The 7968-nt window shown below is 69.4% G+C and carries 8 protein-coding genes, 1 other RNA gene and 2 pseudogenes; 5 read left to right on the top strand and 6 right to left on the bottom strand.

Annotation, left to right across the window (positions count from 1 at the left end; genetic code table 11):
* Positions 1-340, top strand: a pseudogene (locus HUV06_RS13010) (DNA polymerase III subunit delta); the annotation flags it as partial.
* A 188-nt stretch (positions 341-528) separates the two neighbouring features.
* Here HUV06_RS13010 and HUV06_RS13005 read toward each other — a convergent pair.
* Complete coding sequence (locus HUV06_RS13005) at positions 529-1722, bottom strand: acetyl-CoA C-acyltransferase (protein ID WP_174301685.1); 1194 nt, start codon at positions 1720-1722, stop codon at positions 529-531.
* A gap of 76 nt (positions 1723-1798) precedes the next feature.
* Between HUV06_RS13005 and ssrA the strand changes: the two genes are divergently transcribed.
* Positions 1799-2167, top strand: a transfer-messenger RNA (tmRNA) gene (gene ssrA / locus HUV06_RS13000).
* A gap of 163 nt (positions 2168-2330) precedes the next feature.
* On the top strand, positions 2331-2867 hold the full coding sequence (locus HUV06_RS12995; protein WP_254601121.1) for an SspB family protein: 537 nt from the start codon (positions 2331-2333) through the stop codon (positions 2865-2867).
* Here HUV06_RS12995 and HUV06_RS12990 read toward each other — a convergent pair.
* The 5 genes from HUV06_RS12990 to HUV06_RS12970 form a co-directional block, all read right to left on the bottom strand.
* Positions 2854-3381, bottom strand: coding sequence for a sterol desaturase family protein (locus HUV06_RS12990; protein WP_254601120.1), 528 nt, complete (start codon positions 3379-3381; stop codon positions 2854-2856). The genes HUV06_RS12995 and HUV06_RS12990 overlap by 14 nt on opposite strands.
* Positions 3381-4253 (bottom strand): polyprenyl synthetase family protein, encoded by an 873-nt coding sequence (locus tag HUV06_RS12985; protein WP_174301684.1) that lies wholly within the window; start codon positions 4251-4253, stop codon positions 3381-3383. Before HUV06_RS12985 ends, HUV06_RS12990 begins: the two co-directional genes overlap by 1 nt.
* A gap of 145 nt (positions 4254-4398) precedes the next feature.
* A complete protein-coding gene (locus tag HUV06_RS12980; protein WP_174301683.1) occupies positions 4399-4593 on the bottom strand; it encodes a hypothetical protein in 195 nt (64 codons plus the stop codon).
* A 219-nt stretch (positions 4594-4812) separates the two neighbouring features.
* Entirely contained in the window at positions 4813-5751 is a 939-nt protein-coding gene (argF, locus tag HUV06_RS12975) for an ornithine carbamoyltransferase (protein WP_174301682.1), read from the bottom strand.
* A 173-nt stretch (positions 5752-5924) separates the two neighbouring features.
* Positions 5925-7163, bottom strand: coding sequence for an aspartate aminotransferase family protein (locus HUV06_RS12970; protein ID WP_174301681.1), 1239 nt, complete (start codon positions 7161-7163; stop codon positions 5925-5927).
* A gap of 186 nt (positions 7164-7349) precedes the next feature.
* Between HUV06_RS12970 and HUV06_RS12965 the strand changes: the two genes are divergently transcribed.
* Both HUV06_RS12965 and HUV06_RS12960 read left to right on the top strand, forming a co-directional pair.
* Entirely contained in the window at positions 7350-7670 is a 321-nt protein-coding gene (locus HUV06_RS12965; protein ID WP_174301680.1) for a hypothetical protein, read from the top strand.
* Positions 7671-7767: 97 nt separating this feature from the next.
* Positions 7768-7968: pseudogene (locus HUV06_RS12960) on the top strand (diadenosine tetraphosphate hydrolase); the annotation flags it as partial.

Here is a 7968-nt window from a genome sequence, read left to right as displayed (position 1 = left end):
AGCGCACTCCGCGCTCCGGCGCGCCTGGGCGGAGGGCGAGGACGGGCCTGCGGCGGTGCGGGCGATCAGCGCCCACCTGAACCGCCTGCGCCGCGCCCTGATCCTGGTCAGCTCCGGCGCGAGCCCGGCGGAGGCGGCCAAGAGCGCAGGCGTGTTCTGGAAGCAGGAGCGCGAGTTCACCCGCCAGCTCCGCAGCTGGTCGCTGGAGGCGCTGGACCGCCTGCAGGGCGAGGTGTCCGACGCTGACCGCGCCTGCAAGTCCTCAGGCAGCCCGGACCACCTGATCAGCGAGCGCCTGGCGCTGGGGATCGCCGGACGGGCCAAGCGGCTGGGGCTGTAACGCCAAGCCTTTTCCTCCCCTGCGTAGCGGGGGAGTGGCGCGGCGCTTGCGCCGTGACGGAGGGGGCGTCGCCGCTGCTGGATCAAACCTGATAGGGAAGAGGTGGTGACGCCCCCTCCACCCCGCTGCGCGCGGTCCCCCTCCCCCGCTTGGCAGGGAGAAGAAGACGCTGCAGCCCCCAGCAAACGCTACACCCGCTCCACCGCCATCGCAGTCGCTTCGCCGCCGCCGATGCAGAGCGCCGCCACACCACGCTTCCCGCCCGTCTGCTCGAGCGCGGAGATCAGCGTCGCGATCACCCGCGCTCCGGACGCCCCTATGGGGTGACCAAGCGCGCAGGCCCCGCCGTGGACGTTCAGCTTCTCAGGCGGGATGTTGAGGTCCTTGGCGGCGATCATGGCCACCACGGCGAAGGCCTCGTTGACCTCGAACAGGTCCACCTCGGCGACCGTCCAACCCGCCTTGTCCAGCACCTTGCGGATGGCCGGCACCGGTGCGGTGGTGAACTTGGACGGCTCGTGGGCATGGGCGGCGTGGGCCACCACGCGGGCCACGATGGGCAGGCCCAGCGCCTTGGCCACGCTCTCGCGCGTCATCACCAGGGCCGCGGCCCCGTCGCTGATGGAGGAGGAGTTGGCGGCGGTGATGGCCCCGTCCTTCGCGAAGGCGGGCTTGAGGGTGGGGATCTTGGCGGGGTCGGCCTTGCCGGGCTGCTCGTCGCGGCTGACGGTCTCCGACCCCTTGCGGGTCTTAACCTCCACCGGCGTGATCTCGTGGTCGAAGGCGCCGCTGTCGGACGCCGCCTTGGCCTTGGTCAGGCTGGCCACCGCATAGTCGTCCATGGCCTTGCGGGTGAACTGGTAGTCGCGGGCGCTGTCCTCGGCGAAGGCTCCCATCAGCTTGCCGGGGTCGTAGGCGTCCTCCAACCCGTCCAGGTACATGCTGTCGGAGATGACGTCGTGGCCGATGCGCGCGCCACCCCGATGCTTGGTCATCAGGTAGGGGGCGTTGGACATGCTCTCCATTCCGCCGGCCACGATCACGTCGGCGGAGCCGGCCTTGAGCGCGTCATGGGCCATGATCGCCGCCTGCATGCCCGAGCCGCACATCTTGTTGACCGTGGTGGCCTCGACCGCCAGCGGCAGGCCGGCGCCGATGGCCGCCTGGCGCGCCGGCGCCTGGCCCAGGCCTGCCGGCAGGACGCAGCCCATGACGATCTGCTGCACTTGGTCGCCCGAGACGCCGGCCCGCTCCAGCGCCGCGCGTACCGCCGCCGAGCCGAGCTCAGTCGCCTTGACCGAAGACAGCGCGCCCTGGAAGCCGCCCATCGGGGTGCGGGCATAGGAGACGATCACGACGGGATCGGCGGCGTCTTGAGGCATCATCGGGTCTCCTGGGTGCGGTTGCGGCGCGTGGACTCGCCCAGAGAGATGGCCCTTCGGCAAGCGCGTTGAAGCCCAGCTTGCCGAACCGTTCGCCCGGGACCATATTGGCGTCGTCCTGCGACGGTGGGACTATGGGGATAAATGCGCGAGCAATAAGCGGACTGGACCCGGGTGCGATTCCCGGCGGCTCCACCATCACCTTCACCTTGGGTATCGCCAGGGGAGCATGGGGCCGATCAGCATCGACGGACGTGTAAAGGCGTGGCTTTCTCTCGGTTTGGGCCTCCGCAATCGGCCTGTTTGTAACTGCGAACGATAACTTCGCTGAAGAGGTCCGCCTCGCCGCGTAATGCGGTTCGGTAGACTTCGCCTCTAAAGCCCTGCGGGACTTAGCCCCCGCAGGCGGGGCCCGGAGGGAGCCTGGCAACAGAATCCCTCCACCTAGCTTCGACATAGCCAGAGACCGCGACGCTTAGACGGATGGTCGCTGGAACGGGCCGGGCGCCAGTTCGCTCTTGAAGTCGCGCCCACAATCGCTCAGGCGTCTGTGCGCGTGCGGCATCGTCCACCAGGGCCGCCGCACCACCGTATCGAGCCCGTACCGCATGACCCAGGACCGCAACGACCAGGACCAGATGGGCTACGAGGCGATGGCCCAGGAGGCGCTCCGCGGCGTGGTCAAGGCCGCGCTGAAGCGGGCCGCGGGGCCGGGCGGCTTGCCGGCCGCACACCACTTCTACGTCACCTTCAAGACCCGCGCACCCGGCGTCTCCATCCCGCCCGAGCTGGTCGAGAAGTATCCCGACGAGATGACCATCGTGGTGCAGCACCAGTTCTGGGACCTGGCGCCGGGGGAGACCTTCTTCTCCGTCACCCTGCGCTTCGGCGGCCAGCCCAAGCGGCTGTCCATGCCCTACCAGGCGGTCACGCGCTTCTACGACCCCAGCGTCCAGTTCCTGCTGCAGTTCGAACCACCCGAGGCCGAGGCTGCGCCGGCCACCGCGGAGCTGCTGCCGCTGCGGCGGCCCGAGCCGGTAGACCCGTCCGCCCAGGACGGCGTCGAGCCCTCGCCACCCGAAGACCCCAGGCCGGAGGGAGACGGACCCAAGATCGTGTCGCTGGACAAGTTCAGGAAGAAGTAGGAGCGACGATCTCCGCCGCGGGTTTCGGCCGGACCGGCGCCCTGATCCCCTGGGCCGCCTGCAGCTGCAGCTTCACCACTCGCACCGGCGGCGCCCACAGGAAGCCGTAGGAGACCGCGCCCTTCTTGGTGGTCACCACATGGTGGAGCCGGTGGGCCTGCACCAGCCTCTTCATCAACCGCAGCGGCAGGGGCGAGCGGAAGCGGTTGTGCACCAGCCCGTCGTGGAACAGGGCGTAGATCACCCCATAGCCGGTCATGCCCCAGCCGAGCCACTCGGCCGGCGGCCAGCCATGCCGTCCCCAGAACACCATCGCGATCGACGGCAGCGCGAAGTAGAAGGCGAAGAGGTCGTTCAGCTCGAACCGGCCCGCGCGGGGCTCGTGATGGGACCGGTGCAGGACCCAGAGCGGCCCGTGCATCAGGAAGCGGTGGGTGGCCCAGGCCACACCCTCCATGCCCACCAGGGCCAGCAGGACCAGGCCCCCATCCTGAACGGCTCGGATCATCGCCATCAGGATGCGGCCTCCGCCACGCGGCGCTCACCCATCAGCAGGTCGACATAGGCGCACAGCGGCTCGAGCCGCGGGCCACCGGCGACGAGGGCGCGCTTGGACGAGGTCAGCCGTCCGTCAGCCTCCTGCACCGCGCCCTCGTGGCCCAGCAGCGAGATGAGGGTGGTCCGTGCGGCGCCATAGTCAGGCTGGACCTCTCCGGCGTCGGAGACATCGTCGCGGGCCTGGAAGGCCAGCCCCAGCTCGGCCGCGAACCGCTCCAGCGCCAGCAGCTCGGTCAGGCTGGCGCCGCCGATCAGACCGCCCAGGGTGACCGCGGCCATGAACAGCACACCGGTCTTGCGGTGATGCGCCTCGCGCAGGCCGGCCAGGCTGGCGACCGGCTCATGCAGGTCCAGCGCCTGGCCTGCGACCAGCCCCTCCAGGCCCACGGCTCCGGACAGGGCCTCGACCATCGCGAGGCGGACCTCCGCCGGCAGATGGCCGGCGCGCGCCAGCAGGGCGTAGGCCTGGTTCAGCAGGGCGACGCCGGCGAGCACGGCGACGTCCTGCCCGAAGCGGGCATGGGTGGAAGGCTGCCCGCGCCGCACCGCCGCATCGTCCATGCAGGGGAGGTCGTCGAGCACCAGGGAGGCGGCATGGACCATCTCCACGGCGCAGGCGGCGTCCAGCGCCGTCTCCGCCGACTGGCCGAGCTGGGCGGCCGTCAGCAGCAGGAGCAGGGGGCGCAGCCGCTTGCCCGGCGTCGACAGGGCGTAATGCATGGCCGCGGTCAGCCGGCCGCCCGAAGGCGGACAGAGCGCATCGAGCCGAGCGTCCACCTGCGCCTTCAGCGCAGCAACCCTGGCCGTTCGTGCGGCGACCGCGTCCATGCCCATCCTGTCCTACGCCCCGCGGGGCTCAGGTGGCTCATATAGCACTAGAACGGCCGGTCACCTCAGCTTGCGATCAAAGGGCTTTTCGCCGCGAGCGGCATGAAGTCCAGCGGCAACATAGGTTTCCGCCTGCCCGGGCTTGTCAGGCGGCCTTGTGGGTCCTGTCTTCAGCCTCGGCCTGGAAGATCAGGCGCAGGTTGTCTTGAGGAAAACGACCATTGAACGGCGCGCGCTGCTTGGCCTGTTGCAGGCGTTGGAGGGCGCGGCGCTGAGGCTCGGTGAGCGAGGCGAGCGCGGCGCGATGCTCATGTTCGACCTGTTCGGCGGTGACGGTCATCTGAATGACACCCTATCGATGGATCCGGGTTTCTTCGATCCGATAAAACGACCCGTGGAGTCCAGCGGGTGATCGTCCGGCACAGACGTGGCGATGTGGTTAATGCGGCCGTCCACCACAATGGATGCGGCATGATGAACCCTTTCCGCCTCAGGATGGACGGGCGCAGGCGGGACGCAGGCCCCGGCTATACCGCGGCGCGGCAAGTTCCCGCCGCCTTCAACATACGCCACCGAAGCACCAGGCGAGCACGGCCTTCTGCACATGGATGCGGTTCTCCGCCTCGTCGAACACGCGCGAGCACGGACCGTCGATCACCGCGTCGGTCACCTCCTCGCCGCGGTGGGCGGGCAGGCAGTGCAGGAAGATGGCGTCCGGGTGGGCCTGCGACATCAGCGCCTCGTCCACCTGGAAGGGCTCGAAGGCGGCGATCCGCGCGTCGTGGTCGGTGTCGCCCATCGAGACCCAGGTGTCGGTGAGCACGCAGTCCGCGCCCGCCACCGCCTCTCGCGCATCATGCACGATCTGGACGCTGCCGGCGTTTCCGGCCCGGGCCAGGTCGTGCAGGTCGGGGTGGTAGTCGGCGGGACAGGCGATGCGGAGCACGCCGCCCAGCTTGCCTACTGCATGGATCAGGCTGGCGCAGACATTGTTGCCGTCGCCGACCCAGGCCAGGATCTTGTCGGCGATGGAGCCGCCCTGCTCCTCGATGGTCAGGATGTCGGCCAGCACCTGGCACGGGTGGCTGCGGTCGGTGAGCCCGTTGATCACCGGGACATCGGCGACCTGGGCGAAGCGCTCCAGGTCGTCGTGGCGATGGGCTCGGATCATCACCGCATCGACCATGCGCGAGAGCACCCGCGCGGTGTCCTCCACCGGCTCGCCGCGGCCGAGCTGCATGTCCATGGCGTTGGCGATGATCACCGAGCCGCCGAGCTGGCGCATGGCGGCGTCGAAGGAGAAGCGGGTGCGGGTGGAGGTCTTCTCGAACACCATGGCCAGCGTTCTCCCGGCGGCCGGCGCGTCGGCGTCGGCGCGGCCACGGGTCCAGCCCGCGCGCGCGGCCTTGCGACGCCGGGCCTCCTCCAGGATGGCGCGGATCGTTGCGGCGTCCAGGCGCCACAGGTCGAGGAAGTGGCGGATCGGCTGGGGACTCATGGACAGGACTTTACGGTTTGCGCCGGAGCGGGGCTGCGTGCTTCGAGACAGGGCCGCTGCGCGGCCCTTCCTCAGCATGACGAATGTTCGTGCGGCTAGCGGACATCGTCATCCTGAGGAGCGGGCGCAGCCCGCGTCTCGAAGGACGCAGGCGGCTCGATGCAAGAGGCGCTCTAGGCCGGGACAGGCTCGGGCCTGATCGTGCCCCGGGCGGCCTCGCACGCCGCTTCGAACTTGCCGATCGCCTCGCGGGCCTCCTCCTGGGTCATCACCAAAGGTGGCAGCAGCCGTACGCAGTTGTCGCCGCCGCCGGCCACCAGCAGGTGCTGGTCGCGGGCCAGCTGCATGAAGGCGCGGTTGTTGGTGGCGAGCTTGACGCCGATCAGCAGGCCCCGCCCGCGCACGTCCAGCACCACGGCGGGGAAGCGGGACTTCAGCCCCTGCAGCTGCTGGGTGAAGTAGCCGGCGACCGCGTTGACGTTGTCCAGCAGCGCCTCGCTCCTGAGCTCCTCCAGAGCGGCAAGCCCCACCGCCATGGCCAGCGGGTTGCCGCCGTAGGTCGAGCCGTGGGCGCCCACCGTCATGCCCTTGGCGGCCTCCGCCGTCGCCAGGCAGGCGCCGACGGGAAAGCCGCCGCCCAGCGCCTTGGCGAGCGCCATGATGTCGGGCGCCGCGCCCGACCACTCGTAGGCGAACAGCTTGCCGGTGCGCCCCAGGCCGCACTGGACCTCGTCGTAGATCAGCAGCACGCCGTGCTGGTCGCAGAGCTCGCGCAGACCCCGCAGGCAGACGTCCGGCACGGCCCGCGCGCCGCCCTCGCCCTGCACCGGCTCGATGATCACCGCTGCGGTGGTGGGCTGCGCGATGGCCTCCTTCAGCGCCTCATGGTCGCCGAAGCTCAGGTGGACGTAGCCCGGCAGCCGCGGCCCGAACCCGTCCACATAGGACGGGTTGCCCGCCGCGTTGATCGCCGCGTAGGTGCGGCCGTGGAAGGAGCCGTCGAAGCCGATCACATCGACCCGCTCCGGCTGGCCGTTGGCGGAGTGGTATTTGCGGGCGGTCTTCAGCGCGCACTCCACCGCCTCGGACCCGGAGTTGGTGAAGAAGCACACGTCGGCGAAGCTGGCCTCTGTCAGCGCCTTGGCCAGGGCCTCCTGGCCGGGGATGCGGAAGATGTTGGAGGTGTGCCAGAGCTTGTCGGCCTGGTCGCGCACGGCCTGGACCAGCTTGGGGTGGCCATGGCCGAGCGCGGTCACCGCGATTCCCGCCAGGCAGTCGAGGTACTCGTCGCCCTCGGCGGTGTAGAGACGCACGCCCTCCCCGCGCTCGAAGGCGAGCGGGGCGCGGTTGTAGACCGTCATCAGGTGGTCGGCGGGGACGGGTGTCTGCGACGCCGTCGTCTCGGAGGCCATGAGGGCGCCCCTAATAGCGAAAGGTCCCCGGGCGGAACCCGGGGACGAAGGCGGCGTGTGTCGTCGCTGGACGGGGAAAAGTCAATGCGCGCCAGGGCTCGCCTATGGGCGCACGCCGCAAGCGGACGGTGCGAATGGCTGATGTGGGTGGACAGCCGTTAGTGAGCATGGTGCTTTGCGTTCAGCATGGCCATGCTGAACATGACGCGGCGGTTCGACGTTCTGAGCCTCACACTGACAGCACTTAGTGGTGCTGCTTGGGGAGGCCTGGTCGCGTTAGGTCTGGAGGGCTTGAAGGGAGTCGTTGAGCAGCACGTTCCCGGATATCCGGCTTCAGGCCAGATCATCTACTACTTCTTGATGCCCGTGACAGCGTTCCTCATATCGTTTCTAAGCGGTGTGTTCTGCCTCAAGATGCCTCGTGTGAGATGGGCTGGGCAGTTGATTCTGCTGATATTGCTTCTGGGTCTCCTCCCCTTCCTTTTCCTCTACACAGGTGGCGTTTAGACCGAATGACCGCTTCGGGTCGCACTCTACCGCGAGCCTACGGCCAGCAAGCGGACCTTTTGGGAACGGAGCGGCGAGCCGCCATCTTCCACGCCGCATGACGCCCTTTGATCTCGACGCCCGCATCCGGGCGGGTTCGCACCCCTTGGCCGGGCTTCGGCTCTGCGAGGTGCGGCTGCAGGACGATGCGCGGTTCGCCTGGATCGTGCTGGCGCCGCGCCGGGCCGGGCTGGTCGAGCTCGGCGACCTGACGGCGGGGGAGCAGGCGCGGCTCTGGGCCGAGGTCACAGCGGCGGGG

It is taken from the genome of Caulobacter sp. S45, from assembly GCF_903642205.1.
GTDB lineage: Bacteria > Pseudomonadota > Alphaproteobacteria > Caulobacterales > Caulobacteraceae > CAHJWH01.
The sequence above is the reverse complement of the archived record's forward strand: the minus strand, read 5'-3'. Positions and strand labels throughout refer to the sequence as shown.